Annotated in this window: 27 protein-coding genes and 1 riboswitch; of the genes, 9 read left to right on the top strand and 18 right to left on the bottom strand. The window is 54.0% G+C overall.

Annotated elements, in window-relative coordinates; genetic code table 11:
* Window positions 1-32: 32 nt before the first annotated feature.
* Window positions 33-1,178, top strand: a complete 1,146-nt coding sequence (locus V6U78_RS04530) for an HD domain-containing phosphohydrolase (RefSeq protein ID WP_405337723.1) — start codon at window positions 33-35, stop codon at window positions 1,176-1,178.
* Window positions 1,179-1,234: 56 nt separating this feature from the next.
* On the opposite strand, the gene glnK (V6U78_RS04525) is transcribed toward V6U78_RS04530, so the two are convergent.
* The 3 genes from glnK (V6U78_RS04525) to glnK (V6U78_RS04515) form a co-directional block, all read right to left on the bottom strand.
* Window positions 1,235-1,573: a P-II family nitrogen regulator gene (gene glnK / locus V6U78_RS04525; RefSeq protein ID WP_405337720.1), complete on the bottom strand. Its 339-nt coding sequence runs from the start codon at window positions 1,571-1,573 to the stop codon at window positions 1,235-1,237.
* A 213-nt stretch (window positions 1,574-1,786) separates the two neighbouring features.
* Complete coding sequence (locus tag V6U78_RS04520) at window positions 1,787-3,034, bottom strand: ammonium transporter (protein WP_405337717.1); 1,248 nt, start codon at window positions 3,032-3,034, stop codon at window positions 1,787-1,789.
* Between the two features lie 25 nt (window positions 3,035-3,059).
* Window positions 3,060-3,398, bottom strand: a complete 339-nt coding sequence (gene glnK / locus V6U78_RS04515; RefSeq protein ID WP_405337715.1) for a P-II family nitrogen regulator — start codon at window positions 3,396-3,398, stop codon at window positions 3,060-3,062.
* Between the two features lie 275 nt (window positions 3,399-3,673).
* Between glnK (V6U78_RS04515) and V6U78_RS04510 the strand changes: the two genes are divergently transcribed.
* Complete coding sequence (locus tag V6U78_RS04510; protein WP_405337712.1) at window positions 3,674-3,946, top strand: accessory factor UbiK family protein; 273 nt, start codon at window positions 3,674-3,676, stop codon at window positions 3,944-3,946.
* A 119-nt stretch (window positions 3,947-4,065) separates the two neighbouring features.
* The gene (locus V6U78_RS04505; RefSeq protein WP_405337709.1) at window positions 4,066-5,568 is read left to right on the top strand and encodes a YifB family Mg chelatase-like AAA ATPase; all 1,503 of its coding nucleotides are present in this window, start codon (window positions 4,066-4,068) and stop codon (window positions 5,566-5,568) included.
* Between the two features lie 18 nt (window positions 5,569-5,586).
* On the opposite strand, the gene metF is transcribed toward V6U78_RS04505, so the two are convergent.
* From metF to V6U78_RS04490, 3 genes are all read right to left on the bottom strand, one after another.
* The gene (gene metF / locus V6U78_RS04500; RefSeq protein WP_405337706.1) at window positions 5,587-6,423 is read right to left on the bottom strand and encodes a methylenetetrahydrofolate reductase [NAD(P)H]; all 837 of its coding nucleotides are present in this window, start codon (window positions 6,421-6,423) and stop codon (window positions 5,587-5,589) included.
* Between the two features lie 207 nt (window positions 6,424-6,630).
* Window positions 6,631-7,176: a hypothetical protein gene (locus V6U78_RS04495; protein WP_405337703.1), complete on the bottom strand. Its 546-nt coding sequence runs from the start codon at window positions 7,174-7,176 to the stop codon at window positions 6,631-6,633.
* Window positions 7,177-7,187: 11 nt separating this feature from the next.
* Window positions 7,188-8,843, bottom strand: coding sequence for a S8 family serine peptidase (locus V6U78_RS04490; RefSeq protein ID WP_405337701.1), 1,656 nt, complete (start codon window positions 8,841-8,843; stop codon window positions 7,188-7,190).
* 195 nt (window positions 8,844-9,038) lie between these two features.
* On the opposite strand from V6U78_RS04490, the gene V6U78_RS04485 reads away from it, so the two are divergent.
* Both V6U78_RS04485 and V6U78_RS04480 read left to right on the top strand, forming a co-directional pair.
* Window positions 9,039-9,371 carry a DUF2288 domain-containing protein gene (locus tag V6U78_RS04485; protein ID WP_405337699.1) on the top strand — a complete coding sequence of 111 codons (333 nt, stop codon included), beginning with the start codon at window positions 9,039-9,041 and terminating at the stop codon, window positions 9,369-9,371.
* 6 nt (window positions 9,372-9,377) lie between these two features.
* A complete protein-coding gene (locus V6U78_RS04480; RefSeq protein ID WP_405337697.1) occupies window positions 9,378-10,058 on the top strand; it encodes an RluA family pseudouridine synthase in 681 nt (226 codons plus the stop codon).
* A 56-nt stretch (window positions 10,059-10,114) separates the two neighbouring features.
* On the opposite strand, the gene V6U78_RS04475 is transcribed toward V6U78_RS04480, so the two are convergent.
* Both V6U78_RS04475 and ahcY read right to left on the bottom strand, forming a co-directional pair.
* Window positions 10,115-12,844, bottom strand: coding sequence for a cation-transporting P-type ATPase (locus V6U78_RS04475; RefSeq protein WP_405337694.1), 2,730 nt, complete (start codon window positions 12,842-12,844; stop codon window positions 10,115-10,117).
* 116 nt (window positions 12,845-12,960) lie between these two features.
* Window positions 12,961-14,349 carry an adenosylhomocysteinase gene (ahcY, locus tag V6U78_RS04470; protein ID WP_405337691.1) on the bottom strand — a complete coding sequence of 463 codons (1,389 nt, stop codon included), beginning with the start codon at window positions 14,347-14,349 and terminating at the stop codon, window positions 12,961-12,963.
* Between the two features lie 49 nt (window positions 14,350-14,398).
* Window positions 14,399-14,472: riboswitch (S-adenosyl-L-homocysteine riboswitch) on the bottom strand.
* A 130-nt stretch (window positions 14,473-14,602) separates the two neighbouring features.
* Between ahcY and azu the strand changes: the two genes are divergently transcribed.
* The gene (azu, locus tag V6U78_RS04465) at window positions 14,603-15,046 is read left to right on the top strand and encodes an azurin (RefSeq protein WP_405337688.1); all 444 of its coding nucleotides are present in this window, start codon (window positions 14,603-14,605) and stop codon (window positions 15,044-15,046) included.
* 66 nt (window positions 15,047-15,112) lie between these two features.
* On the opposite strand, the gene trmB is transcribed toward azu, so the two are convergent.
* The 7 genes from trmB to V6U78_RS04430 form a co-directional block, all read right to left on the bottom strand.
* Entirely contained in the window at window positions 15,113-15,877 is a 765-nt protein-coding gene (gene trmB / locus V6U78_RS04460) for a tRNA (guanosine(46)-N7)-methyltransferase TrmB (protein ID WP_405337685.1), read from the bottom strand.
* Window positions 15,874-16,671 (bottom strand): thiazole synthase, encoded by a 798-nt coding sequence (locus V6U78_RS04455; protein ID WP_405337682.1) that lies wholly within the window; start codon window positions 16,669-16,671, stop codon window positions 15,874-15,876. Before V6U78_RS04455 ends, trmB begins: the two co-directional genes overlap by 4 nt.
* A gap of 88 nt (window positions 16,672-16,759) precedes the next feature.
* The gene (gene thiS, locus V6U78_RS04450) at window positions 16,760-16,960 is read right to left on the bottom strand and encodes a sulfur carrier protein ThiS (protein ID WP_405337679.1); all 201 of its coding nucleotides are present in this window, start codon (window positions 16,958-16,960) and stop codon (window positions 16,760-16,762) included.
* A gap of 148 nt (window positions 16,961-17,108) precedes the next feature.
* Window positions 17,109-17,525, bottom strand: a complete 417-nt coding sequence (locus V6U78_RS04445) for a substrate-binding domain-containing protein (protein ID WP_405337676.1) — start codon at window positions 17,523-17,525, stop codon at window positions 17,109-17,111.
* Window positions 17,526-17,537: 12 nt separating this feature from the next.
* Complete coding sequence (locus V6U78_RS04440) at window positions 17,538-18,728, bottom strand: hypothetical protein (RefSeq protein ID WP_405337673.1); 1,191 nt, start codon at window positions 18,726-18,728, stop codon at window positions 17,538-17,540.
* A gap of 66 nt (window positions 18,729-18,794) precedes the next feature.
* On the bottom strand, window positions 18,795-20,408 hold the full coding sequence (locus V6U78_RS04435; RefSeq protein WP_405337670.1) for a methyl-accepting chemotaxis protein: 1,614 nt from the start codon (window positions 20,406-20,408) through the stop codon (window positions 18,795-18,797).
* A gap of 201 nt (window positions 20,409-20,609) precedes the next feature.
* Window positions 20,610-21,047 carry a PaaI family thioesterase gene (locus V6U78_RS04430; protein ID WP_405337667.1) on the bottom strand — a complete coding sequence of 146 codons (438 nt, stop codon included), beginning with the start codon at window positions 21,045-21,047 and terminating at the stop codon, window positions 20,610-20,612.
* Between the two features lie 117 nt (window positions 21,048-21,164).
* Between V6U78_RS04430 and V6U78_RS04425 the strand changes: the two genes are divergently transcribed.
* Window positions 21,165-21,935 carry a pseudouridine synthase gene (locus tag V6U78_RS04425; RefSeq protein WP_405337664.1) on the top strand — a complete coding sequence of 257 codons (771 nt, stop codon included), beginning with the start codon at window positions 21,165-21,167 and terminating at the stop codon, window positions 21,933-21,935.
* Window positions 21,936-22,823, top strand: a complete 888-nt coding sequence (locus tag V6U78_RS04420) for an ATP-grasp domain-containing protein (RefSeq protein WP_405337661.1) — start codon at window positions 21,936-21,938, stop codon at window positions 22,821-22,823.
* On the opposite strand, the gene V6U78_RS04415 is transcribed toward V6U78_RS04420, so the two are convergent.
* The 3 genes from V6U78_RS04415 to pyrE all read right to left on the bottom strand — a co-directional run bounded on the left by V6U78_RS04415 (window position 22,820) and on the right by pyrE (window position 25,462).
* Window positions 22,820-24,139 carry a deoxyguanosinetriphosphate triphosphohydrolase gene (locus V6U78_RS04415; protein ID WP_405337658.1) on the bottom strand — a complete coding sequence of 440 codons (1,320 nt, stop codon included), beginning with the start codon at window positions 24,137-24,139 and terminating at the stop codon, window positions 22,820-22,822. The genes V6U78_RS04420 and V6U78_RS04415 overlap by 4 nt on opposite strands.
* Window positions 24,140-24,203: 64 nt before the next feature.
* Window positions 24,204-24,788, bottom strand: a complete 585-nt coding sequence (locus V6U78_RS04410) for a YfaZ family outer membrane protein (protein ID WP_405337655.1) — start codon at window positions 24,786-24,788, stop codon at window positions 24,204-24,206.
* Window positions 24,789-24,814: 26 nt separating this feature from the next.
* Window positions 24,815-25,462: an orotate phosphoribosyltransferase gene (gene pyrE / locus V6U78_RS04405; RefSeq protein WP_405337652.1), complete on the bottom strand. Its 648-nt coding sequence runs from the start codon at window positions 25,460-25,462 to the stop codon at window positions 24,815-24,817.
* A 94-nt stretch (window positions 25,463-25,556) separates the two neighbouring features.
* On the opposite strand from pyrE, the gene V6U78_RS04400 reads away from it, so the two are divergent.
* Window positions 25,557-26,312, top strand: coding sequence for an exodeoxyribonuclease III (locus tag V6U78_RS04400; RefSeq protein WP_405337649.1), 756 nt, complete (start codon window positions 25,557-25,559; stop codon window positions 26,310-26,312).
* The last annotated feature ends 51 nt before the right edge of the window (window positions 26,313-26,363 follow it).

Raw genomic sequence — 26,363 nt, 5'->3', positions numbered from 1 at the left:
TGTTGCCCAAATGAATGATCAGCGAGGCCGTGATGAGCCACATCGGATTAGTGCACGCATTGAGTCAGCAGCAAGGGTTAGCCTGTAAGCTGCGTTTCTTAGGGCAGCAGATACAGCAGCAGATGCCAGAGGTCGAGCGCTTTTCTGTCGCGCTCTATCAATCTGAAACGCACAAGGTCAGGTCTTTTTTTACCACCAGCCCTGAAGATCAGGCGCTCACCGCTTATGAGTTCAATCTGCAACAGACCTGGTCTTTGCAGAAAATCGCGCACTCACGCCAGCCCCGCGTGATTGATGATCTGGCCGACTGGCTGCCGCCACACTTTTCGGGGCGAGTCAATCCACATACCGCGCGCTTGTATCAACAAGGCTGGCGCTCCAGCTTTACCCTGCCGCTAATCGTGGCTGATCAGCTTTTAGGCTTTGTTTTTTTCAACTCTCGTCAAACGCAGGTGTTTCAAGGAGAGCGTTTAGGCCAATTGGAGCTTTATGGGCAGTTGATTGCGCAGCTGATTTTTCAAGATCATGCGGGGATTCGTACCCTGACAGCCGCTGTCCGGTCCATGTTGGCACTCTGTGCTGGCCGTGATCCTGAGACAGGTGAGCATCTGGAGCGTATGGCGCTTTATACACAATTGATCGCAAGCCATCTGTCTCCGCACTGGACATTCAGTGATCGTCAGATCCAGCATTTATATCTCTTTGCCCCCTTGCATGATCTCGGCAAGATCGCCATTAGTGACCGTATTCTGCTCAAGCCTGGGCGCTTGACCCCCAGTGAATTTGCACAGATGCAGCAGCATCCGCTTCTTGGTGCTGAACTTCTGGATAAGGTAATTGAGCAGCATGGCCTGACGCAGTTGCCGGATGTCCATCTGCTGCGCAATCTGGTGCTTTATCATCACGAAAAAATGGATGGCACTGGCTATCCTTTTGGCCTGCAAGGCGAGAAGATTCCGATTGAGGCACGCATTGTTGCTGTGGCTGATGTCTATGATGCCTTGACCAGTGAGCGACCCTATAAAAAAGCCTGGTCGCAGGATCAAGCCTTAACTGAACTGAGCCGTCTTGCAGGTTCTCATTTGGATGCAGACTGTGTTGAGGTGATGCTGAATCAACAACAGGAGCTGGCCATCATTCGTGATCAGCTCTGTTCAGATGTGGTGGAATCGGGTTAAGCGCTGCTGACAAGCGCCCACCCTAGGTGGTACGCCCATCAGAGTGAATCAAGAGACTAGACCGCGTCTTTTCCGGTTTCGCCAGTGCGAATACGGATGACCTGCTCCAAGGGTGAGACAAAAATCTTGCCGTCCCCGATCTTGCCTGTATTGGCAACACTGACTATCGCATCCAGTACAGCATCGAGCTGGCTGTCATCAACAGCGATCTCCAGCTTCACCTTCGGTAAGAAATCCACGACATACTCAGCACCACGATACAGCTCAGTATGGCCTTTTTGACGTCCAAAGCCTTTGACTTCAGTGACAGTAATTCCCTGCACACCAATTTCTGAGAGGGCTTCACGGACATCATCGAGTTTAAAGGGTTTGATTACAGCAGTGACCAGTTTCATTCTTCTTCCTCAGCAGAGTCCATAAACGATCAGATCGATTTTCAGTGAGCCGATTTTGATCGGCATCAACTTTCACCCAAGCATAAAGGGTACACCTAGCAAACAGCAAATAGAACTGGTGTCACAAACAAAAAAGGGCACCCCGAAGGATGCCCAAACTTCCATGCTCACTCTTGTGTGGGTGAAGGATTCCACCTTCTGCCCGTCATCAGATTACTTACCGCGGGTGAACTCTGGGTAGGCTTCCATACCACACTCAGCCAGATCCACACCTGCATATTCTTCTTCCTCGCTGACACGAACACCCATCAGCGCTTTGATGATCAGCCAGACGACCAAGCTGGCACCAAAGACCCAGGCGAAGATGCTGACTGCGCCCAGCAGCTGTGCACCCAAGGTGGCATCGTCGTTAGTGAAGATCACCGCAATCAGACCCCAGATACCGACCACACCGTGGACAGAGATGGCACCGACTGGATCATCAATACGCAGCTTGTCGAGTGTGATGATCGAGGCAACAACGATCAGACCACCGATGGCACCAATCAACGCCGCACCTTGAGCTGTGGGGGTGTCAGGACCCGCTGTGATCGCGACCAGACCCGCCAGAGCACCGTTCAACGCCATAGTCAGATCCGCTTTTTTGAACCAGAGTTTAGACAGGATCAGCGCGGCAATCACACCACCAGCAGCGGCGGCATTGGTGTTGACGAAGACCTGAGCCACGGCATTGGCCGAGCCAACATCCGACATTTTTAACTCTGAGCCACCGTTGAAGCCGAACCAACCCATCCACAGGATGAAGGTACCCAGTGTAGCCAGTGGCATGTTCGCACCAGGAATCGCATTGATCTGACCGTTAGGGCCATACTTGCCTTTACGCGCACCCAGCACCAGAACACCAGCTAGAGCTGCAGCCGCACCGGCCATGTGAACGATACCCGATCCAGCATAATCACTGAAACCAGCGGCATCCAACCAGCCTTCACCCCAAGTCCAGTAGCCAGAGATAGGATAGATCACACCCGTCATGACCACAGCGAAGGCCAGGAAAGCCCAGAGCTTCATCCGCTCAGCAACAGCACCTGAGACAATCGACATGGCTGTAGCGACAAAGACGACCTGAAAGAAGAAGTCAGAACGCATGGAGTAGTAAGGTGCATCTTCGCCACCAGCGAGGACCGCATCCATTGAGTTTTCAGCACCGATCAGGAAGCTCAGGTTGGGCAAGAAGCCGCCTTCAGGGCTGGAATACATGATTGCGTAGCCAACAAAGAGGTACATGGTGCAGGCAATCGCAAAGAGTGCAATATTCTTGGTCAGAATTTCTGTGGTGTTCTTTGAGCGCACAAGGCCGGCTTCAAGCATCGAGAAGCCCGCAGCCATCCACATGACCAGCGCACCACACATCAAGAAGTAAAAGGTATCTATCGCATAGGATAGGTGAATGATTTCTTCCATTGTCTTATCCTCAATTGGTCAGCAGTTACACAGCGTCGCTGCCGCGCTCGCCAGTACGAATACGGATGACTTCATCCACTGGGGTGACGAAAATCTTGCCATCGCCAATTTTGCCGGTGTTGGCGGCGTTGATAATCGCTTCGATCACTTGATCAATGCGCGCATCATCAATCGCGATTTCAATTTTTACCTTGGGAAGAAAGTCCACCACATACTCCGCACCACGATAGAGTTCTGTGTGGCCTTTTTGACGACCAAAGCCTTTCACTTCAGTGACAGTGATGCCTTGAATACCGATATCAGAAAGGGCTTCGCGGACATCATCCAGTTTGAAGGGTTTGATAATGGCTGTTACCAGTTTCATGCTAGTTTCCTCTCAGCCTAGGGTAGAAAAGTGTGACCTTGCCGGTCTTCACCGCTTCACTGGGAAAATTGCATCAGCTGTGCCACGAATGGATTTGTGAAAGATAAACAGCAGCTTAGCGATGATTTTATTGATTCATACATCTGTTTGAGGCTGCTCAGGAAATAAAAAGCACCAAACTAAAGCGCACCGTGTTCCTCTTTGGTGCGTTTTTGATCTGTTGGGTGAGACTGATATCATCAGCACCAAGACACCTCAATGCCGAAGGAGCCATCATGAAAGACCACCCTGTTTTACAAGCGATGATTGAAGAGATTACTCAGCGCCTCACGGCCAGCAAAGGCGCCGAGGAGGCAGCCCATCTTGATCCAGCGCGGATTCAGCAGATTATTCAGCAGGCGGCAGCCAAGCTGGATCTGGTGACGCAAGAGGATTATCAGCGTTTATTGGCGATACATCAGCGTAGCCGTCAGAAAATGGATCAGCTCGCTGCACGCGTGGCGCAGTTGGAGGCGCAGGTATTGCCTTCTTCACCTGGGCTTTCTTAATTTGAACTTTCTCAGTTGAGGGGAGGGCCGCATTGGTGCAGGCAGCGCTGAACTGGCGCACTAGGCCCGGTGTCATCTAGACTGGAGAGGTCGCAGCAGACTAGGACAAGGAGGTCAGGATGACATTTGCTCGTGTGGCGACTCGCGCTTTGTTGGGATTAAGCGCACCTGAAGTACAGGTCGAAGTGCATCTCGCGAATGGTTTGCCCGCCTTTCATCTGGTTGGATTACCCGAGACGGCCGTCAAGGAAAGCCGTGATCGGGTACGCAGTGCGCTGTTGATGGCGGGGTTTGAGTTTCCCAGTCGGCGGATTACCGTGAATCTTTCTCCTGCTGATCTACCCAAAGAAGGCGGCCGCTATGATCTGGCCATCGCTTTGGGTATTTTGGTGGCCACAGGCCAGCTGGCGGAAGCCTGCTTAGAAGGGATCGTCTTTATCGGTGAGTTGGCACTGAATGCCGATTTAAGCCAGATACGTGGTGTCTTGCCCACCGCCTTGGTGGTGCATCAACAGCAGTTGGCGCTGGCCTTACCTGCGGCGAATCGAGATGAGGCCAGTTTGGTGCAAGGCCTGCCTCTCTATCCAGCATCGAGTCTCTTGGACTTAGTCGCGCAGCTTGAGCGGCGTCAACCTCAGTCTTGTTCTCCGCCAACCTTAGCGCCGGCTGCCCCTTCTCTCTACCCTGATTTGTCGAGCGTCAAAGGTCAGCTGTTTGCCAAGCGCGCGCTTGAAATTGCGGCGGCCGGTCAACATAACCTCTTGTTGAATGGACCGCCGGGCAGCGGTAAAACCCTCCTCGCGAGCTGTCTGCCTGGTTTGCTGCCGCCTCTGGATGAATCTGAGGCGTTGGAGGTGGCTGCGATGGCCTCGATTAGTCAGGGTTTTGATGTGCGGCGTTGGCGACAGCGTCCCTATCGTGCGCCCCACCACTCTAGTTCTGCTGCTGCTTTGGTCGGCGGTGGCAGTCATCCGCAGCCGGGTGAAATCAGCCTAGCCCACCGTGGCGTGCTGTTTTTAGATGAGCTGCCTGAATATGATCGCAGGGTGCTTGAAGTGCTGCGTGAGCCACTGGAATCGGGTGAAATCCATTTGGCGCGTGCTCGTAGTCGGGCCACCTATCCGGCGCAGTTTTTATTGATGAGTGCGATGAACCCCTGTCCCTGTGGTTTTCTTGGACATCCACATAAGGCCTGCCAATGTAGCCCGCATCAGGTACAGCGTTATCAAAGCCGCGTCTCTGGCCCGCTTTTGGATCGTATCGATTTGCATGTCAAAGTCGCGGCGGTGCCAGCTGAGGATCTGTTTGCGCGTCCTGCTGAAGAAACCAGTCATGCCGTACGTGAACGTGTCTGCCAAGCACGAGCACGGCAGCTGGCACGTGCGGGTAAGCTCAATGGTCAGCTGAGTGCGGCGGAGCTGGAGCGAGATGCGATCTTGCAACCAGCAGAAAAGACACTCTTGATTGAGGCCATGCAGCGTTTACAGCTTTCTGCGCGCAGTGCGCATCGTCTGTTAAAGGTGGCGCGCACCTTGGCGGATTTGCAGCAGAGTGAGCAGATTGAGCGTCAGCACCTGCTGGAGGCGCTGAGCTATCGACCGGCCAGCAGTGGTGTGAATTGATTCGCTGACCGAGGCCTCCTAGCCTTGCAGCTGCGCCAGAATATCAAGGCTGGGCTGCGCCTGGTTGAGTGTATAAAAGTGCAGGCCAGGAGCGCCACCGGCGATCAGCTGATCACAAAGACGTGCAATGACCTCGGTGCCGAAGGCCTGGATCGAAGCACTGTCATCGCCATAGGCTTCCAGCTGCTTACGTATCCAGCGTGGCAGCTCGGCACCACAGGCATCAGAGAAGCGTGCGAGCTTGGTGTAGTTGGTAATGGGCATGATGCCGGGCAGAATGGGGATGGTGACGCCCGCAGCCTGCGCCCGCTCGACAAAGTGGAAGTAGGCATCGGCATTAAAGAAATACTGGGTGATGGCACTGTCGGCACCTGCGGCACACTTGCGCACAAAGTGCTGTAAATCGGCACTAAAACTGGGCGCTTGTGGGTGGGTTTCTGGATAGGCCGCAACCTCAATCGTGAAGTGACGCCCAAATTCCTCGCGTATAAAGGCCACCAGCTCATTGGCATAACGGAGTTCACCGCCCATCCCCATGCCTGATGGCAGATCTCCCCGTAAAGCGACCAGACGTGTGATGCCCTGCTGCTGATACTCACTCAGTAGCTGGCGTAATTCTGCTCGGCTGGCACCAATGCAAGACAGGTGAGGGGCAGCATCAATACCGCTTTCGCGCAGGGCCAGCACTGTCTGTAAGGTGCCATTCTGGGTTGAGCCACCTGCGCCATAGGTCACAGAGAAAAATTCAGGCTGCGTTGCGGCCAGTGCATCCCTGACTTGGAGCAGCTTCTGCTGTCCAGCTTCGGTTTTAGGGGGAAAGAATTCAAAGCTAATCGGGGTCGTCGCGAGGGGCATGGTCGGGCTCTCTTCAATAGTGATCTGTATTTCAACAGCTTACCCTGACCGATGCTTGAATAGAATAGGAGTAAACTGAAAGTTTTTCGCTACAAAATTGAATTCTATTCAAAGAGAGGCACAGGCCGCAGAGGACGCGGCCTAGCCCCACAGAACCCTGATTCGAGCAGCAGGGCATTCGACTCAGGGTGAGAGGGCGAGTACAGCCTAGCGTTTGACGCGCGGCTGCCACCAGTTGGGGCTGGCGCTGATCACTTCAGGTTGCTGAAAAAGCTCGGCAGCCAAGGCGAGGCTGGCTTCGCCGGGCGGACTGGCAATGAGCCAATAACCATTGGAGGCGTTGGGTGAGTTGATCACCGCAAGGTTTTCTTGTGCTAGCCACTGGGCTTGCTGCTCCAGCGGCCAGTCAGCAGGCAGGCGCAGCAGTACACCACCGCTAGCCACACGAATGGGCCCATGCGGGAAGTCACGATACACAGGTACGAGTTGTGCTCCGCTGCTGGCGGCTTGCTCAGTCCGTGCGCGGCGAGCTTCGCGGGTCTCATCACGCACCAGGCGAATGCGCGCTGGGCCTTGTGAGGTCTGGGGGCTGGCTGCCCGCGTACTAGCTTCAGTTTCAGGAAAATCGATCTGCGCACGCAGTAGTTGATCAACATACAGGCGTCGTTCTTGCTGCCCATCATACCAGCTCTGCGCGTTGGCGCCTGAGGCCAGACCGAGCAGCAGTAAACCGACAAGATAAGAAAATTTCATTTTAAACTCCATTAAAGCGCGGCAGAGGGGGTGTGACCATAAAAAGTCAGCTGCCATTGATTGAGTGTGATGGGCTGACTCATGCCTCGGGCATCGATTTCAAGCTGCCACGGGCCTTGGGCATCTTCACCTAAAAACTGCACACTGCCGAAGGTGAAGTTGAGCCGATCCTCACATGCTGTCGGGACTGTGTTGTCATCTTCATCAAAGAAATGACAGCGTCGCTTGGGCAGGAGCAGGCTGCGTGTGCCGCTGGGGCTGATCAGAGAGAGGCTCAGCTCACCTGTATCCTGATGTGCAGGCAGCCCATTGATTTGGATAGCCAGATCGACGAATTCTAAGACCAGCGGGGCCTGTAGATCGAGTGTTGAGGTAAAAATCTGTTGGGCCGGCATTGTTTGAGACTCTGGACCTGTACGCGTCAGGCGTTGATAGGCTGGTAAGAGTGGATGCTGGCGCGCGGCTTCGACACTGGCGCTGGCATCAGCGGCCCCAAAACCATATTCAGAGTTAAACGTTAGCCCAGCCCCGTTGGTCATCCAGCCAGGGTGCTGAGGGTCGTTTTGCCGTGCGTGGTGGGCGAGTAGCCAGCGCAGATCACGCCAGCTGAGCTGAGTATTGGCTTGACGCATCAGCGCTACCACACCTGCCACAGTCGGCGCGGCGCTAGAAGTACCGTTAAAGCAGCGCGTATAGTGGGGATCCGGCAGATCATCGACAAAATCAATCTGAGGTGGATTATAGCCCCAGTTGCGCTGTGTTAAATCGGTGGTTGTGATGGCCAGACCATTGCAGAATTCACCGCCAAAACCACTGATCAGCAGATTGCTGCCCTGCTCAGAATAGCTGGAGCGTCGATCCTCAGCATTCAGTGCAGCAACAGCCAACACGCCATGAAAGCTGGCCTGACCATCCAGATTGGAATAGTCATAGAAGTATTCGCCCGCTTGATCATGCCCATTACCTCCAGCCCAGATATAGGCAATGCCGCGCCCCTCATAGCCCTGGGTGATGCCTTGTTCGATCGCCTGGCGCCAAGGGCTGCTCGCTGGGTTGATAAATCCTGTGCCATCTGGTGCACCCCAGGAGTTGTTCGACACGGCGACGGCCTGGATCTGATGCTGCATGGCTTCGGATTCATGCTGGGTTGTAAAATCTATGGCGAGTAGATTGATGCCCAATAACTGCGCGCGTGGTGCCACGCCAACACCACCAATCTGATTGTCTCGTGCAGCAATCAGGCCGGCGACGGCCGTGCCATGGGCGTCATCCGGATCGGTGGGGCTGGGGTCTTGGTTGGCTTTAGAGGGCGGATGCATAAAATCACGGTGCGCCAGTGGGCTGACATTAGCTTGTAAGTCAGGATGGCGGATTTCTAGGCCATCATCGACTACTGCCACGAGGATGCCTTCACCTGCGCAACCTGTTACTGGGCAGCGATTCCATAACGGCCAGATGTTCAAATCGGCACCAGCTAAGGGCCGCAGACCATTTAAATTTTGGCCTGTATTGTATAGATGCCACTGCCAGGGTAGCAGCGGGTCTTGTGGTCGGCTAAAAGCCTGCTCAGGTGTTGAGCCAGAAGACATAGAGGAGCCGCCATCTGAGCAGCCGCTGAGTATCGCTGCTGAGAGGAGTAGGGTAAGCAACAAAGAGGATTGATTCATTACTGATGACCTAAATAAAAAGAAAAAACAAATAAATGTGTTTTAGCCAGCCGTCACAAGATGCAAGCCGACGGCCTAAGATCTAAAATAGCGCACCAAGTTCAGCGGCTGAGTTGGTTTTTGTGCTCTGTTTCGCAATTTTATTCCTGTTTATTTATTTTTGATCGCCTCATGCGGGGCGCAGCGAGGAAAATCATGTCTGAAGAAGTCGCCCTGTTACGCGATAAGTTGGCCCTAGAAACGGCCAAAATTGGTTGGCGTGAGCTAGAGAGCTTTTATGCCCGTGGTGTGGTGGTGCTGGTGCAACCTGAGCTGGATCTGGTCGAAGTGGGCTATCAGCTGACGCAGGATCATAAAGCCCAGTTTGAGCAGTGGATGGCAGCAGGGCAGGTCGGCCCTGTTGCTGAAGAGCAGGCGCATCAGTGGCATCATCAGCAAGTCGAGTTGTGGGCCTTGGTCATTGCACCTTGGGTGCTGGTACAGCCACTGAGTGCCAGTGAACTCGCTGCGTCGGCTCAGTCAGAGTGATGGCCGGTGAAAAGTGTCTATAGCGCAGCAGACTATCATCCACCTACCGAGCCATGGTTAGACGTCCTCTACCAAGATGAATGGATGGCGGTGATCAATAAGCCTTCTGGATTGCTTTCTAACCCTGGGCGCGATCCTGGTTTGCAGGACAGTGTACAAACACGCGTTAAAAGCCTGAGTTCCTATGCCGAACCCGTGCATCGTCTGGATATGGATACTTCGGGCGTTCTGGCCATTGCGCTGCGTAAAAATGCCGAATCAGCCCTAAAAGTCCAGTTTCAAGAGCGTCAAACCCAGAAGGTCTATCGTGCTCAGGTATGGGGGCAGCTGCCACAGTCAGAGGGGCGTATTGATCTGCCTTTGATTTGCGACTGGCCGCGCCGCCCTTTGCAGAAAGTATGCTGGGAGACGGGCAAGCCCTCAGTGACAGACTATCGTGTGTTGTCAACGGATGGTCGCACCAGCTTGGTGGAGCTGTATCCCGTGACCGGGCGATCTCATCAGCTGCGCGTGCACCTCTTGTCCTTGGGCTGTCCCATCTTGGGTGATCGTTTTTATGCACAGGGTGAGGCCTTAGCGGCCAGTCCTCGTTTAGCCTTGCACGCCCTTTCTCTTTCCTTGACGCATCCACAGACTCAATTGCCGATGACCTGGGTGGCACCCTGCCCTTTTACGCTGGCTGAATAGGCAAAAAAAAACCTCACTGCCCGCAAGCAGTGAGGTGAAGGGAAGATCAATGCTGATCAGGCTGAGCGGCGTGCCTTGATGCCGCGCCAGATGCCTTTCTCGATCTCGACTAAGAAGAGCACCAGCACGCCATAGGCGAGCATCATCCCCCAGTGCGCCAGCTCTAGCGGGGCGCTTTGGAAGAGGGTGTTCATCACAGGGGTGTAGATAAACAGCAGCTGCGCAACCAGCATCGCGCCAACACCACCCCAGATCCAAGGATTGGAGAAGATGGGGGTTTTAAACAGGCTGACCGACAAAGAGCGGCAGTTGAACAAGAAGACGCTTTGCACCACAACAAACAGGGTGACGGCCAAGGTGCGAGCCACCTCTTCGGTTTCACCGTTGATTAATGCCCATTTAAACAGACCAAAGGCGCCGATCAGCAACAGCGTACTGACAGACAAGATCCGCCCCACCATTTCCTTGCTCAGAATCGGTGAGTTGGGATCGCGTGGCATGCGCTTCATAATGCCTGGTTCGCGCGGCTCAAAGGCCAGCATCAGACCGAGAAACACCGCCGTGGTCATGTTCAACCAGAGGGCCTGTACCGGCAGTACGGGCAGTGAAGCACCGATTAAGATGGCGACCATGATCACCATGCCCTGCCCCATATTGGTGGGCAGAATCCAAGTGATAAACTTGAGCAGGTTATCAAAGACGTTGCGCCCTTCTTCAACGGCTCCTTCAATAGTGGCAAAGTTATCATCGGTCAGAATCATATCGGCGGCTTCTTTGGAGACTTCTGTACCGGCGATCCCCATCGCCACACCGATATCGGCCTTCTTCAGTGCTGGTGCATCGTTGACACCATCGCCTGTCATCGCTACCACATGCTTCTTGGCCTGTAAGGCCGTGACCAGCTTCAGTTTTTGCTCAGGCGCAACCCGAGCAAAGACCGAGACCTTTTCAACCTCGGCCAGCAACTCATGATCAGACAGTTCTGCCAGTTCTTTGCCTGTCAGCACGCGATGCTGATCTGCACTGGGATCAGGATTATTGATGCCGATTTGTTCGGCAATAGCTCTAGCGGTGAGGGCGTGGTCGCCAGTGATCATCTTGACGGCAATACCCGCCTTCTGACAGGTATTGACCGCACGGATGGCTTCAGCACGCGGGGGATCGATCATCGCTTGCAGACCGATAAAGGTCAGCTGCTCAGCGGCTTCTTGCTGCTGGAAGCGTTCAAAAGTCTGCTCATCTTTGGGCACCTTTTGCATGGCAATACACAGTACGCGCAGGCCCATCGCAGCAAAGCGTTCGGCAGTTTGGGTAATCTTGTCGCGATCCAGTGCTAGACTGTTGCCCTGCTGATCCAGCGCATCACGGCAGCGAATCAGCGTTTGCTCTAAAGAACCTTTCAAGAAGATGATGTTCTGTTCGGCATCAAACTGATGCAGGGTCGCCATATACTGGCGATCGGATTCAAAAGGAATGACATCCAGACGCGGATAGGCTTGCATCTGCTCTTCTTGTGCCAGGCCTGCTTTAACAGCGGATGCGATCAGTGCGCCTTCGGTCGGATCGCCCTGCACCTTCCATAAGCCATTTTCTTGCAGCAGCTGGGAGTCATTGCTGATGGTGCCAGCCAGCAAACACAGGCGCAGGCCTTCGGGCAGATCGGCTAGGGTCTCGCCCTGCCCGTTTTTAATCTCGCCTTCTGGCTGATAGCCACTACCTGAAAGATCATACTCCTGATCACCGGCAAAGATTTTTTGCACTGTCATCTGGTTTTCGGTCAGGGTGCCGGTTTTATCCGAGCAGATAATCGTGGTCGAGCCAAGGGTTTCAACCGCAGGCAGTTTACGCACGATGGCGTTACGCAGTGCCATGCGGCGCACACCAATTGCCAGTGTGATGGTCACAACAGCAGGTAGACCTTCGGGAATTGCGGCAACCGCGAGTGCGACCGCAGCCATAAAGGTGCTGACCCAATCCTGACCGTGGAGCAGGCCAACAGCAAAGGTGATCACGGCGAGGCCGAGAATCACATACAGCAGGATTTTACTGAACGCATGGATCTTCTGCGTCAGCGGCGTATCAAGGCTGACTGCCTGAGAGATCATATCGGCGATCTTGCCGGTTTCTGTGTCGTCGCCTGTCGCGGTGACGATCCCCATGCCGCCGCCATAGGTGACCAGCGTGCCAGCAAAAGCCATATTAACGCGATCACCGAGTACGGTGTCCTGCTCAAGCAGGGTGCATTCTTTTTGTACCGCAACGGATTCACCTGTCAGAGCCGATTCATCGATCTGCATGTCACGGCATTTGACCAGGCGCATATCAGCGGGCACCTTATCGCCTGAAGCCAGTAGCACCAGATCGCCGGGCACCAGCTGCGTGGCTTCAATCGATACCTTCTTACCGTCACGGATGACACTGGCGGAGGCCGACATCATGCGTTTGAGCGAGTTGATCGCATCTTCTGCCTTGGCTTCTTGCAGATAGCCGATAATGGCATTGATGATGACGACACCAAAGATGACCGCAGAATCGATATATTCCTTTAAGAAAAAAGTCACCAGTGTGGCGACGAGCAGGATATAAATCAGCGGATTGTGAAATTGCAGAATAAAGCGTTTAAAAGGGGAGATAGGTTTTTGGGCGGAAATGGCATTTTCGCCAAAAATACTCAGTCTTTCTGAGACCTCACTGCTGGTGAGTCCGGTTTGATGATCTGTCTTCAAGGCGTTGTAGACATCCTCTTCGGCGAGATGATGCCATTGCTGTTTGGGCAGGTCTTTCACTGTCTTCCTCCTTAAAACGACGATAGATTCAGACTAGCATAAACTCTGTGAGCAACAACGAAAACTAAAATAAAAAACCCACGCGTCAGGCGTGGGTTTCTTGATCAGCGCAAGGCCTAGTAGCGGTAGGCTTCTGGCTTAAAGGGCCCTTGCTGGGGCACACCCAGATAATCAGCTTGATCTTGAGTGAGCTGAGTGATGACCCCGCCAAAACCTTCTACCATATAGCGGGCGACTTCTTCATCCAGCTGCTTGGGCAGCACTTCAACCGTGATGCGCTGTGCTTTTTCAGCAGCAGAAAGATGGGCAAAGCCGGCCTGATAGAGGTGGATCTGCGCCAGAACCTGGTTAGCAAAAGAGCCATCCATAATGCGGCTGGGGTGGCCGGTCGCGTTGCCTAGGTTGACCAAACGACCTTCTGACAGCAGGATCAGATAATCAGCGCTGGCCTCATCAAACTGCTCAGGTTGACCATCGCGGAAGATCTTGTGTACCTGGGGTTTGATTTCCTGCCAGCCCCAGTTTTTGCGCATAAAGGCGGTATCGATTTCGTTATCAAAGTGGCCGATATTGCACACCAGCGCGCCTTTTTTGAGGGCTTTCAGCATGGGTGCATCGCAAACATTGACGTTACCTGTGGTGGTGACCACTAGATCAATTTTACCCAGCAGGGCGGTATCGATACCTGCATCTGTGCCTGTGTTCTGGCCGTTTAGATAGGGAGAAACCACCTCATAGCCATCCATGCAGGCCTGCATGGCGCAGATGGGATCGACCTCGGTGACCTTGACGATCATGCCTTCTTGGCGCAAAGAAGCGGCGGAACCCTTACCCACATCGCCATAGCCGATGACCAAGGCTTGCTTGCCTGAGAGCAGGTGGTCGGTCGCGCGCTTGATCGCATCATTGAGGCTGTGGCGGCAACCATACTTGTTGTCGTTTTTGGACTTAGTGACAGCATCGTTGACATTGATCGCTGGGATTTTCAGCGTGCCTTTTTTCATCATCTCGATCAGACGATGCACACCTGTGGTGGTTTCTTCAGAAACACCATGAATGCCTTCAATCAGTTGAGGATATTCGTTGTGCAGGATTTCGGTCAGATCGCCGCCATCATCTAAGACCATGTTGGGCACCCAGCCATCTTTTTCGATGGTTTGCTTGATGCACCAGAGATACTCTTCTTCTGTCTCACCCTTCCATGCAAAGACAGGAATCCCAGCTGCCGCAATTGCCGCCGCAGCGTGATCCTGGGTCGAGAAGATATTGCACGAAGACCAGCGTACTTCAGCGCCCAGATCGACTAGCGTTTCGATCAGGACACCGGTCTGAATGGTCATGTGGATACAACCAGCGATCCGTGCACCTTTCAGGGGCTGTTCAGCGCGATACTTGGCGCGAATCGCCATCAGTGCTGGCATTTCACTTTCTGCGATGCGCAGCTCTTTGCGGCCCCAATCTGCCAGCGTGATATCCGCGACCTTGTAATCAGTAAAATCTGTCATAAACACTCCGTTGAGCAAAAAGGACTCAGCTGGTGGCTGAATCTTTTGAGTTTAACGGGCGTCGTTGAAGGGTGTTCTGCTTTGAGCCTGACAGTGATCACTGCTGCAACGCCCCTCAAAGCTGAGCTGCAATTATAGCCTAGCGAAGGGTTGGATGCAGGTTTTGTCTCACTTTTTTATCGCTTTTGAAAATCATTTGCAAATAAAATGAGCTGCTATTAAATTGGGGGTTTTATGGAGGAGGTGATCAGTGATGAAGTTGATTCTTGTGAGTGTTATCGCTTTAGTGATGTCGATGAGCGTGCAGGCGGCCACCTGTGAGCTGACGATTGATAGTAATGATCAAATGCGCTTTTCAGCAGCAGAGCTGGTGGTGCCAGCCAGTTGTGAGCGGGTGCGCTTAACACTGACCCATAGTGGTCGTCTGCCACGCAATGCGATGGGGCATAACTGGGTGCTAGCAGAAACCGATCAGGTGCAGGGGCTGTCCACTGATGCGATTCGAGCTGGAGTCGATCAGGACTATGTTCCTGCTGGCGATTCGCGCGTGCTGGCGGCAACAGGTTTGATTGGCGGTGGTGAGCAGACCAGTGTGGAGTTCTCGGTCACTGAGCTACGTGGTCGTGATCTGACCTACTTCTGTTCCTTCCCCGGCCATAGCATGATGATGCGCGGCAAGCTGATCATCGAAGGCTAGGCCCTTTTTTGGCGTGTCTCAGTGAGTCATCCGGCGTCCCTCTGACTGAAGGCACGCCGGTTGGTGTTAGGCGCTGCGCTGATAAATCAGATCCCAGACACCATGACCAAGCCGCTCGCCCCGCTGTTCAAACTTGGTCAGTGGGCGAGAGGCAGGACGCGGCACAAAATCCTCACCTTCTGCTGCGGTGTTCTGGTAACCCGGTGCGGCATTCATCACATCGCGCATATGCTCGGCATAGGCCTCCCAATCGGTGGCCAGATGAAAGCGTCCACCCAGCTTGAGGCGCGTACGAATAGCTTCAACAAAAGGTGGCTGCACGATCCGGCGCTTATGGTGCTTCTTTTTATGCCAGGGATCGGGAAAGAAGAGCTGGAAGAGGTCAATGGTGTTTTCAGCAAAGCACTGGTGGAGCACTTCCACAGCATCTGCACGATAGACGCGCAGATTCGTCAGTCCTAAATCCCCCGCTTCACACAATAACTTACCCACACCCGGTTGATGCACCTCGATACCCACAAAGTCGTGATCAGGCATGGCTTGGGCTTGGGCCAATAAAGATGCGCCCATACCAAAGCCGACTTCGACCACCAGTGGGGCCTGACGACCAAACACTGCCTCGGGATCAAAGGGGCCCTGCTCGATAGTACGCCCAAACTGGGGCCAGTAGTCATCCATGCCGCGCTGCTGGGCAGCGGTCATCCGCCCCTGGCGGAGTACAAAGCTCTTAATGCGCTTGTCATGGATCGCATCATCCGCGCGGTCGTGCTTGTTCACACCCAAAACAGATGTTGTGGGCGGTGTGGGTTGTTGGGGTGCATCGGTGCTCATGAATGAATCAGTCCTTCAAGTGGAGAGCTGGCGCTGGCATAGGCCTTTTTGGGCATACGTCCAGCAAGAAAGGCGTCACGGCCAGCTTCAATGGCTTTTTTCATCGCGCTGGCCATTAAGATGGGATTGCGGGCATGGGCGATCGCGGTGTTCATCAGGACGCCATCACACCCCATTTCCATGGCGATGGCGGCATCAGAAGCGGTGCCGACACCAGCATCGACCAGGATTGGCACTTGGGCTTCTTCCATGATCAGACGGATATTGTGTGGATTGAGAATACCGAGCCCAGAGCCGATCAAGGAGCCTAGCGGCATAATCGCCACGCAGCCCATTTGTTCGAGTTCCTTGGCGGCAATAGGATCATCATTGCAGTAGACCATTACCTCAAAGCCATCGGCGATCAGCGTTTCGGTGGCGGCCAGTGTTTCGCGCATATTGGGATAGAGGGTTTTTTGATCGCCCAGCACTTCAAGCTTAACCAGATTGTGCCCATCGAGCAGCTCACGCGCCAGCTGACACGTCCGCACTGCTTCTTGGGCTGTGTAGCAGCCGGCTGTATTAGGAAGCAGGGTATAGCGCTCGGGCGAGATCACATCCAAAAGGTTCGGTTCGCCGGGGTTCTGGCCGATATTGGTCCGGCGGATGGCGACAGTGACGATCTCAGCGCCAGAAGCGGCAATCGCATCGCGCGTCTCATTCATATCCTTGTATTTGCCGGTACCGACCAGAAGGCGAGAAGAAAAGCGGCGGGTGCCGATCTGGAAGGTCTCTTGTTCTGCTGCTGAATACATAGCCACCTCGGATTGTTAAAACAGAAAAGCAGGACAGCAGCCAGGTTAGCGAGAGGATGCTGTGCCTCAGAGTGCTCATGTCTTGCCTTTAGCCACCGCCTATCGCGTGCACAATTTCGACCCTGTCTTCAGCTTGAAGCTGGTAGGTGGCGTGCTGACTTTTGGGGACAATCGCTTGATTCACTTCGACCGCGAGGCGCTGTCCGGTGAAACCAAGTTCATCCAGCAGGGCGCTGATGGTGAGTGCAGCGCTGCAGGAATAAGCCTGACCATTAAGAGTGATCTGCATAGGGCCTCCGCAAATGAAGGCTGGCATTTTACCCTACTTTTGCGTGAGGCAGTAGGCAGCCGAGGGAGGTGTGATCGTGATAGAAGGATCAGCGATGGAGCACGGCGAGGTGCTCCACGCTGTTGAGAGCCTAAAGGCGGATCAGATTTTAAGGGCGCAGCAGCACCTTGACACTGGCATCGACTTCACTGGCCGGCAGATAGCCCAGTGCACCGGGTGTGGCCGCGACGGCTGCACGCATTGCGGCAGGGCTTTCAACACTGCGCGGTGGTTGGCCGCGACCGGTAAAGACCTGCTGTGACCAGAAGGCATTCAGCTGGGCCAAAGAGCGGCCTGTCACTTGAGTATGAAAGCTGGCCTTGAGGGGCGAGTTATCGCTCATTTCGATAGGCGTGGCTTGCTGGCCATTCGGCAGCTGCTGGTTACGGCCAAGATAGATATCACGGATCTGATTTTGGCTCAGGCCGTCCGGTACGGATGGATGGGCGATGACCACCAGATCCGCTGCCAGCAAGGGTAAGCTGATCAAACAGCAGGCGAGGGTGAAGAGAAGTTTTTTCAACATGGTCATGCCTCCTTAAAAGACGCTGTCGAGGCGTAGGCTGTAGATATTGCTGTTGGAGAAGGCTTGACGACCGGCATCAATATTGCCGCTTAAACCGCCGAGGGTATCGTCCAGCTCATTGACATGGGTCCAGTCTGCTGTGAGGGCGGTATTGCTGAGCAGATCCCAGCGCAAGCCGAGGCTATAGCTTTGGCGCTCGATATTGAACAAGGCTTGTTGTAGCGGCTGACCACGGCGGTCGTCATCATCTTGGCTTTTAAGCCAGCCAGCACTGATATAAGGCGTCCAGCTGCCGAGGCGATGGGCCACCGTCAGATAGGCCGAGTCTGTATCTGAATAAGCACTATCGACTTCGATACGGGTAATCTCTGAGGTGATTTGCCACAAGCCATCATCATACTGCACACCCAGTCCATAGAAATTGCCACGGCTGCTGCCATCACCAAAGCCCGCGTTCTGGGCTGCTGCACCAGAAATGCTGGTATCAGCGGTCGCTGCATTAACGCGCAGTGTCCAGGTAAAATCCGTCCAGGTGATCACACCACCAACAGCATTGCGCATTTCAATATCTACGGGATTGCCGCCGATTGCAGTCGTATCTTCTGAGTGCCCGCTAAATAACTGGAGGCTGACACTGCCATAGGGTAGGAAGTGATCATAAGTCAGATCAGCACCGGTATAGCTATTGACGGGCACGACACCATACACCTCACGATTGGGGCGCAAGGCGGTTTGTGCATAGCCTACTTCAAGGGCATCTGAGTGCATAAACAGTGGCAGGCGCAGCTTACCTGCACGCACTTGCAAGCTGGGGGTGATACGGTGGCTGAGGTAAGCCCATTCCATTTCCGTTGACCAATCATCGCTGCCACGGGCAACCATTTGCAGCGTCAGGCTGGTGTCACGGCTGAGATTGTAGCGGCCCTGTAAGCCGAGCAGGGTGTTTTCGGCCAGTGCGGATTTTTCTGTGTTACCCGCATAACCGGCATCATTGGTCGCGCGGCTATAGCCAGTGCTGAAAAAGCCATTGAATTGCAGGCGTTCAGCCTGAGGGCCAGCCAATTGTTGCTGTAAGCTGGCGAGCTGCTGTTCGACTTGCTGTAAACGAGCCGTATCCGCCGCGAGCAGACTGCTGCTCTGCGTTGCCGCCACGAGGGCAAGGCCGGCCGCCACAGGCGTGAGACGCTTGAGGGGTGAGAACATAGGTGTTTCCTCTTGATGGTCAGGTGAGACAAAAATCAGGTGATATTCGGCCTGCTGCAGCCGCGCCTAAACGCGGAACTGGCTGGCCACTTGGGTGAGTGTGCGGGTGATCTGATCAATATCCTGACTGATCTGATCAAGGCGCGAGGTTTCCTCTGTCACCTGCTCCGCATTGGTGTGTATATGCTGAACATGCTGCATCACTGTCTCGACCGTGCTGCTTTGCTCATAGGTCGCGGAGGCAATCTGTTCATTAATCATATTGATGGTGCCGACATTGCTGATGATCTGCTCGAGCGTTGAGCCAGATGAGGTCGTGGCTTCAACGCCTTGGTGCGCCTTGCTGACGCTGACCTCCATTGCCGCAATGGCTTCTTGCGAGGCTTGCCCTAGTTCATTGATGATTTTGTAAATCTCGTCAGCGGCTTCGGCGGTGCGCACGGCAAGCACCCGCACTTCATCAGCAACCACTGCAAAGCCACGCCCGTGATCTCCGGCGCGCGCTGCTTCGATGGCCGCATTCAATGCCAGCAGATTGGTTTGCTCCGCAACAGCTTGAATCGTTTTGAGCAGGTGGCTGACATTCTGTGCCAGATCACCAAAGCGGTTGACTGCCGTTGAAGTATGCCCCACCTCAGCAGCGAGGCTGTTAATAGTCTGAATGGTCGCTGCAACGGCATCCTGCCCTTGATCTGCCGAGGTTTTGGCTTGTTGGGCCTGATCCGAGGCTTTGGCCGCAAAGCTGGCGACTTCTTCCACGCTGTGCAAAAGCTCTTGGATCGAACTGTGCGTTGAGGCAATAGCTTCAGACTGTTGTTGAATGCGCTGAAAGTTATCGGTACTGGAACTCGTCAGCCGTGTCGCAACCTGGTCGAGGCCCTGGATCTCGCGTGCGATTTGCGCAAAGGTGCTATGAAGCTGATCAATAAACTGATTGGCATTATCGACCAAGGGGCGAATCTCATCTTGTCCTTGATACTCAATGCGCGCGGTGAGATCCCCCTCGCCTGAGTTCATTTCTGCAAGCAATCGAGAAACCCGCGCTAAATTGCCAGTGATCGAACGGCTGGTCGCCAGACTCAGTGCTGCCAGCACGATGATCGCCAGTAATGCGATTAAACCGGCAATCTGGTTGGCACGTCGTGATTGCTCAATAGTCGATTGGATCGCGGCACTAAAGCCAGCTGCAGTGTTGTGGCTCATCTGTTGCAGCTGGTGATGGAGGGCTTCGAGACGCTGCGCATTGGTCGCTGCCTGCTCGCCTATGCGACTGAAATCAACACTGCCACTGATAAATTCTTCAGCAATCTGGCTGGCGCTGGAGAACCAGACTTCGAGTGCTTGTTCAGCGGCACGGCTTTCTTGGGCGAAAGCGGCGCTCAGCTGAGGGAGCTCACGCAGAGCAGCATTCAATGTGCGGTAGTTGGCACGGGCCTCTTCAAGCGGCTGGTCATCCCCCGTTGTAACGGCGCTGTTGATTTGGAATTCCATCAGCTGCAACAGTGAGAGGTTGCGGGTGGTTAATTCCACAGCAGGGTAGAGCTGATTATTCAAGTGCTCGAGCGTCGCGTTGTTACTACGCTCAGTCAGTAAGGTGTAGCCTTGGCTGATGATGAAGGCCAAAAGAGTGATGGCCACCAGAATAAAGAACTTGTGGCTGATTTTCAGACGATTGAGCATAGATGATCTCTTGTAGAGAGAAGCGCTCATCCTTGAGGGGGGTTTTTAAACAACTGTTTTAATTTGTGCTTGTGATGCGATATTAGTCAAAGATGATGTGAGGCGCAAGCCTTATCTGTCATTCGAGTGGAGTGTTTGAAAAGGCAGGAAAAGCGCCGAACTGGAGCGAATAGTATAGGTTTCGGCGCTAAAGTTCTGTTTTTAAACTTTTTCTTGTGGCGGTATGGAGTAGGTCGCTACCACGTGTGCGACAGGGTTTTCTACCCCTTCGCTGTATAAATAAACCTCACCAATGGCCAGGCGGCGACCGAGTTTCAGCAGGCGTGCTTCGGCCTCGATGGCGGTATGCGCTGCTGGTTTGTTCAAAAAATGGCAGGTGAAATCGGTCGTCACTGCCAAGGGCACAGGGCCAATCTTAGACAGCAGATCAATATAGAGCGCCACATCGGCGAGGGTCATCAAGGTCGGGCCGGAGACCGTCCCGCCTGGGCGTAGATGTTCAGCGCTCACTTGATGGCGCACACGACTGGCCGATTCAGTCACACTGAGAATCTCACCATGAAACTGCGGGAAGGCTTGCTTCAGGAAGGCGCTGAGAGCAGCGGCTTCCATCTTGAGTGGGTGTTGAGCAGAAGGCATCTTGGATTCCTTGTTTTTGTTATCATTTGAGGTAGGTCTGAGTATGCCAGACTCCTTCGTCCCAAGGCAGTCTTACGCCCGACTGCTGGGTCTTTTGTGCTTTTTTGAGTCTTTGCCATGCTGAATGATCAACCCCTGCGCTGCCTGTATCGCGATGAGGCCCTGCTGGTTGTGCATAAACCCGCCGGATTGTTGGTGCATCCGAGTGCGATAGATCGCCATGAAACCGAGTTTGCCTTGCATTATGCGCGCGAGTTAGCCGGCCAGAAGGTGTTCCCTGTGCATCGTTTGGATAAGCCAACTTCTGGCCTGCTGGTTTTTGCTTTGTCCTCGCAGGTGGCGTCAACACTGGGGCAGGCGATGATGGCGCGTGAGGTTGAAAAACAATATCTGGCCGTGGTGCGGGGCTGGCCTGCAGCAGCAGGGCGGATAGATCACCCCTTAAAGCGCGATCCCGTGAATAAGCAGGATCGGCGCGAGCAGCCTATTCAATCGGCCGTCAGTGATTATCAGTGTTTGGCGCAGGTGGAGCTACCTATCCAGGTGGATCGCTACCCCAGCACTCGCTATGCGCTGGTGCAAATTCAACCCCATGAAGGCCGTAAACATCAGTTGCGCCGCCACTTGAAACATCTGGGACATCCTATTTTAGGTGATGTGAAACAAGGCAAGGGGCCGCACAATCGCTATATGGAGCACACCTTTGGGCGTGGTCTCTGGTTGGCCTGCGTGCAGATGCGCTTTGCGCACCCCCTGACTGGCGCACCGCTGTGTTTGGATGCCCCGCTTGAGGCACGTTTTACACCGCTGTTGCAGGCCTGGGGCTGGTGGGATGATGTCCCCAGTGCTTGGCAGCCAAGGGGTGAAAGACTTTTGCTTGGCAAGTGATTGGCTTCATTTTATGATGCGCCGGTTCTGGTTGCTCGTCTCTTGAGCGGCCGCCTTGATGCCGATCTTTTGCCCACTGAGGGATACCCTGTGACCTTGCTGACCTTTGACGCTTTGCGGACTCTGGCCTTTCCTCCTGCGCGCTATATCAAACCTGAGCAGATGTTTGCTCATCGTCAGGAGATCGAGGCGGCAGATATTTTGCTCTTTCCTGAATACTGGCAAATCAATACCTTACTTTATGGTTTGAAGGCCAGAATCTTTCCTAGCCCTGCCAGCTATTATCTGGGGCATAACAAGATTGAGCAGACGCGTGCGATGCAGGCTGTTTTCCCACACTGGATGCCCAAGACGGCCATCTATGGCAGCTCACGTTCTTCTTTAGAGCGTATTCTGGTGGAGTTTCGCTTCCCTCTGGTGGTGAAGGCGGTCAAAAGTGCGCGCGGTGAGGGTGTGGCGTTGCTGCACAATGAAGCGGAGCTCTTTAGTTGGGCTGCGAACCACGAGGTGCTCTATGTGCAAGAAAGGCTAGAGATCGACCGAGATGTCAGGGTGGTTTGGGTGGGTGATCAGGTATTGGATGCCTACTGGCGTTTGGCTCCCAAAGGTGGCTTTTTAAATAATGTTGCGCAGGGCGGGGAAGTGGTGCGTGATCCTGTCCCCCAGGCGGTGTTGGATATGGTGGCCTGTGTGGCGCGCCAGTTTGGTATCGATCATGCCGGCTTTGATGTTGCCTGGGTGAATGATCAGCCCTACTTTATTGAATTTAATCGCATCTTTGGCACGCAGGGTTTAGCTGGTGGTGCCAAGGCCTATGCTGCTGCGGCTATGGCCTATTTACAGCCAGCTCCTGTATTGGATGAGCTGCCACCTCCGAGTGCGGCTTAGCGGTGATCGATGCGGCCGCTCATTTCCTGCGCGACATCAACAGCATATTGGTCGGTCATCCCGCCGATATAATCTAGCGCGCGGCGATAACGCTGATAGAGCGGCCAGCTGGCATCGGGGATATTCTCACCAATCAATGCCAGCACCCGCTGATTTTTATAACTCAGGTTGGGGCCATCAAGGGCAAAGCAGGCCGACATAAAGGTGTCGAGCAAGGTACCCAGCGTGGTGAAGGCCCCAATCTCCATCTTGGCCTTGCGTTGATTCTGGAAGATGCGTTCGCGCGCTAAACGCTTGGCTTGATGGATACCCTCGGCAACCGGAGCCGGACAGAGATCGATCAGATCGCCGATCGGCTCACCGGCCAGCAAGGCCTGCTGCTGTTGCGTGAAGGCCAGCGTGACAGCATCAATCATCTTTTCCATCGCATGTCCGCGCAGGGCCGCAATACGGCGGCGGCGCGAAGCCGAGGCCAGACGGGTGTAATCAGCCGGTGCGCCTTCGCCAATCGAAATCAGCAGCTCAGCCACCTCGTTAAAGCTGAGGATTTCCATCTCCAAACCATCTTCTAAATCCAGCAGGGCGTAGCAAATATCATCTGCCGCTTCAACCAGATAGACCAGCGGATGACGAGCCCAGCGCCAGGTGTCGAGCTGGATCAGCCCGAGTCGTTGCGCGATTTCTTGCAAAAAGCCAGCCTCGCTTTGATAAGCAGAAAACTTGCCTTTACTGCCAGCATCCGCCACGGTCCAGGGATATTTCAGCATCGCGCCCAGCGTGGCATAGGTCAGGCGCATCCCGCCATCAAACTGGTTGTACTCCACCTGAGTGACCACGCGCAGCCCTTGGGCATTGCCTTCAAAGGTCAGCAGATCCTGGCGCTCTAGCTCAGTCAGCGGGGCGAGCAGGTGGGCTTGTTCAGGTTGACCAAACCAGTCACGAATGGCGTATTCACCGGCATGCCCAAAAGGTGGATTCCCGATATCATGCGCCAAACAAGCGGCCTGCACGATCACACCTAAATCTGCTGGATGTGCCCAAGCAGGCAAGACTTGGCGCAGACTGTCACCCACCCGCATACCAAGGCTGCGACCGACACAGGCGACTTCAAGCGAGTGGGTGAGTCGGGTGTGGATATGATCATTTCTGACTAGGGGGTGAACTTGAGTTTTGCGCCCCAAGCGACGAAAAGAACCGGAGAAGATGATGCGGTCATGATCTTTATGAAACGGGCTGCGAGCCGGCTCCGAGGCCGAGCGCCTGGGGGCGCCCAAGCGCTGCGGATCAAGAAGTTGCGTCCACTGCATCGGAGACATCGTTGCGTTCGCCTCGCTCACAATCTTGCTATCACGATTTTGTTATCAACCCATCAACAGGGACTTAGAAGTTAATACGAAAGCCAAGATGCGGGCCGCTTTCAAAGCTCTCATCAAAACCATCATCGCGCTTTAAGTAGGTATAGCGATATCCAGCAAACACATCAGTGTTTTGGATGACGCGATAAGCCACGCGACCACCGGCTTCATAGAACTGCTCTGTTGAGCCAAAGCTCGTCACTTTTGGCGCAATCCAGCCATAGCCACCGGCTGAGAGGCGTTGAGCACCGGGGATCACGTGGTAAAACAGACCACCAAAAGCAAGGGCTGAGCCAGTGTCTGAATCCGGTGTGCTGTAGAAGTAAGCGCGGGCACCGATTGCGGCACGATAGGTACGGTTATCGGTTTCGACACCTTGAAACCCCACCTGCCCAAGCGTCGCTGAGCCAGCATCATGCTCTTCGGTGTATAGAAAACCGGCATTCAGGCTTAAGTTGCCACCAAAGCTGCGCTCAACTTCAAACTGGAGGGTTTCATTATTCAGATTGGCTTCAACCGCACCTGGAGAAAGACTAAAGGCTTGGGTATTGCCTGCGATAGCCAGCAGGGATGCCAGAGTCACAGAAGAAAGAATGTTTTTGGCTTGCATAAGAAGGCCTCTTGGATCAATCAATATTAAACGCCGTATTCATGACGATAGGCTTGCATGTCGCTTAAGACCTGCTTGAGATCAGCCCGTTCCGTCTCGATATAGGCAATCAAATCCTGCATGGCGATAATGCTGGTCACGGGAATGCCCAAATCCTGTTCAACTTCTTGAATGGCGGAGCGCTCGCCCTGCCCGCGTTCTTGGCGATCCAGCGCCAATAAGATACCCGCAACCTGCCCCCCCGCCTGTTCGATCATCGGCAACACCTCACGAATCGCGGTACCGGCGGTGATCACATCGTCAACGATCACGACTTTTTGTCCAGCCATGCTGGCACCCACTAGTTGACCGCCTTCGCCGTGATCCTTCACTTCTTTGCGGTTAAAAGCAAAGGGGGTGGTTTTTTGGTGGTGCTCTGCCAGCATGCAGGCCGTTGCAGAAGCCAGGGTGATACCTTTGTAAGCTGGACCAAAAAGTAGATCGTAATCCCAGCCTGTGGCCTCTAAAGCGGCAGCATAGCTCTGCCCTAGCTGGACCAGTGCCGCACCAGAATGGAAGAGGCCCGCATTAAAAAAGTAGGGACTGACACGCCCAGATTTTAAGGTGAACTGGCCAAAGCGCAGTACGTCTTGTTGCAGAGCAAATTCGATAAATTCTTTTTGATACTTGAGCACAGTCACACCCCAAAGATTCCCCAAAACAACGAAAGTCAAGTATCATACACGCTAATGTTATGACTCACCACGCGGGAATGGGAAGCGCTGAAAAATGAAAGTGATCAGCCTCAATGTTGGCGGCATCAAACAAGCCGTAGAAAAAGGCTTCCTGGATTGGCTCAAGGACCAGGATGCAGATGTGGTTTGCGTACAGGATGTGCGTGAAAAAACCTGGAAACTTGGCGACGCCATAGAACGCCCCGATGGCTGGGAAGGCTACTTCTTTGATGCGGAGCAAGATGACTATGCTGGTACGGGCATTTACTGTCGTCGTTTGCCCAAGGCAGTAATGACCGGGCTGGGCTTTGAGCTGGCTGATCGCGAAGGCCGCTTTATGCAAGTGGATTTCGAAAAGGTCAGTATTGCCAGCTTTTTGATGCCATCAGGCAGTAACCCCGCTGAAAAGAAGCTCTTTATGGAGCAGTATCTGGATTTCTTAACCAAACTGCGCCGTAAACGCCGTGAGTACATCATCTGTGGCACATGGAACATTGCCCATCGCACGCTGGATCTTGCCAACTGGCAGGATAACCAGTTCAGCATAGGTTTTCGTCCAGAAGAGCGCGCGTGGATGGATCAGGTCTTTGGTCCACTTGGCTATGTCGATTGCTTGCGTGAGGTGAACACCGATGCGGATCAGTTTACCTACTGGCCAGATGCAGGCAGCCAGCGTTTACGTCAGGAAGGCTGGCGTTTAGATTATCAAGTCGTTGGTCCCAATCTGCGTCGTGCCGTGAAAAAAGCCTGGATTGATAGCAGCGTGAACTTCTCCGATCATGCGCCAGTGATTGTGGAATATGATCTTTAGAGGTTGATGCCTTAAAAAAGTGGATGGATTGAAAAAGGAAGCGAAGGCTTC

This window comes from Marinospirillum alkalitolerans (genome assembly GCF_045055655.1).
GTDB classification, from domain to species: Bacteria; Pseudomonadota; Gammaproteobacteria; order Pseudomonadales; family Halomonadaceae; genus Marinospirillum; species Marinospirillum alkalitolerans.
The sequence above is the reverse complement of the archived record's forward strand: the minus strand, read 5'-3'. Positions and strand labels throughout refer to the sequence as shown.